We start from the raw sequence: 1,811 nt of genomic DNA on the forward strand, positions 1-1,811 counted from the left end.
ACCGTCGGCACCGAGGGAAAAGATATCGATCTCGCCATTCGCGCCGGGGTTGAGGTACTGATAAGGACGACCCCACGGGTCATTCGGCAAACGCTCCAGGTACGAACGCCAGTTGCTGTTCTTCGCATCCGCCGGCCGCTCCACCAGCACTTTCAGCCCCTGAGTCATGCTCGGATAAGTGCCGTGATCGAGGCGATACAACTTCAACGCCTGCATCAAACCGCCAATGTCCTGCTTGGCTGCCGTGGCCCGCGCCTGATCCGGCCGGTCGAGCACCTTGGGCACCACCATCGCCGCCAGAATCCCGAGAATCACCACCACCACCATGATTTCGATCAGGGTAAAACCCTGCTGCCCACGGGGCATCCGGCTCGGTCGTCCGGGCTGTTTGAACTGCGCGATATCCATCTCGACATTCCCTTGGCTTGATTCGATTCGACGCGCAGTGTTGCAAGAAGATATGTCAGGGATGTTGAAAATCCTCGGGAGTTTTCGTCGTCAAGCCGTCAAGGACGGGGGTTAGGGTCGAGGGCTGTGGTTTGGTTTGGGCCTTTTATGCGCGCGTGTTCCCGAGAAGCGGGTTTCACCTTGATTGAAGTGCTGGTGGCGCTGGCGATCATTGCCGTGGCGATGTCGGCGGCCGTGCGCGTGGCCGGGTTGATGACCCAAAGCAGCGGAGTTATGCGTGATCGCTCGATTGCCATGATCGCGGCGCAAACGCGCATGGCGGAGCTGCAACTGGAAGGTCGATTGCCGACCGGTGTGAAAGCCGTTGATTGTGATCAGGGACGGTTGTTGTTGCGGTGTGAGCAGGTAATCGCAGCGGCAGAGAATGGCCGATTACTCAAGGTCGGCATCCAGGTCTTCAACCGCAACCAGGACACCCCGCCCCTGGCCCGCCTGGAAACCCTATTGAATCGCCCCCTGTAGGAGCTGCCGAAGGCTCGGGCCGCGATCGGACGATCTTTTGATCTTGTTTTTTAAAACTAAAAGATCGCAGCCTCCGGCAGCTCCTACACAAACATCTCAGGCAACGGAATTGGCGCATGCACCATCGCCGACAGACCAACTCCCCAAGTCTCCAACGTCGTACGAAAAATCTTCGACCAACATAAAACCCTGTGGGAGCGGGCTTGCCCGCGAAGGCGCCAGAATGGGCACCAAATCAATCACCAAGTGATGCCGATACGCTCATCAAACGATGATTACCTGTCGAATGCCCGATCATTTCCAGAGGATGATGTCGGACAGAAGCAGTCAACGCATGACAATGGTATTGTCCACTCCTTTTCATTGTTTCTGACAGATTATGAATAGAGTCAAACTCTCAATCCGGGCCGTTGCTCCGGCACCAGGCATCCCTGAATCCACGGATACCTGACATGGCCAACACATCGCAAAACGCGAGATTAAATGAGTTGCTGGGCATGTGCGAAGCCAGTATTGACAGGGCTAAGTCCAACACCGACTTATTGAAGGTGATCCATCAGTTCGTCTCTTACGATGGCCCCCTCGAATTCGATCGCACACGCGCATGGTGGTTTTTCGGCACTGGCCTGTTCTTGCTCGCGAGCGCTGTGGCTCTTTATTGGCTTGGGAGCATCTATAGCGTCGCTTTGTTCTTTTACCGGTTGGAAATTGATCCCGACTCGTTCGGTATGGGCACAGGTTTTTTTGGCATCGTGATTGCCGTTTGGAGTCTGGCATGGATGAAAACCACATCTGATCGGTTGCCGTCGCTCAGTAAAAGAATTGCTCGACTGTCATCCTACTTCCACAACGGACTGACCTTCCTGAGTGAAGACTCGGCC

At 55.4% G+C, this 1,811-nt stretch carries 2 protein-coding genes and 1 pseudogene; 2 read left to right on the top strand and 1 reads right to left on the bottom strand.

The features are described 5' to 3' along the window. Nucleotides 1–408, bottom strand: a 408-nt coding sequence (gene gspG / locus DBR18_RS27930) for a type II secretion system major pseudopilin GspG (RefSeq protein ID WP_108592770.1), incomplete at its 3' end; no start/stop codon positions are given. Nucleotides 409–555: 147 nt separating this feature from the next. Between gspG and gspI the strand changes: the two genes are divergently transcribed. Together gspI and DBR18_RS30160 are read left to right on the top strand one after the other, a co-directional pair. Next, the gene (gene gspI, locus DBR18_RS27935; protein WP_108592762.1) at nt 556–930 is read left to right on the top strand and encodes a type II secretion system minor pseudopilin GspI; all 375 of its coding nucleotides are present in this window, start codon (nt 556–558) and stop codon (nt 928–930) included. Nucleotides 931–1,382: 452 nt separating this feature from the next. Further along, nucleotides 1,383–1,811 (top strand): annotated as a pseudogene (locus DBR18_RS30160) (hypothetical protein); the annotation flags it as partial.

The sequence above is a fragment of the Pseudomonas sp. HMWF021 genome, assembly GCF_003061005.1.
Classification (GTDB): Bacteria; Pseudomonadota; Gammaproteobacteria; order Pseudomonadales; family Pseudomonadaceae; genus Aquipseudomonas.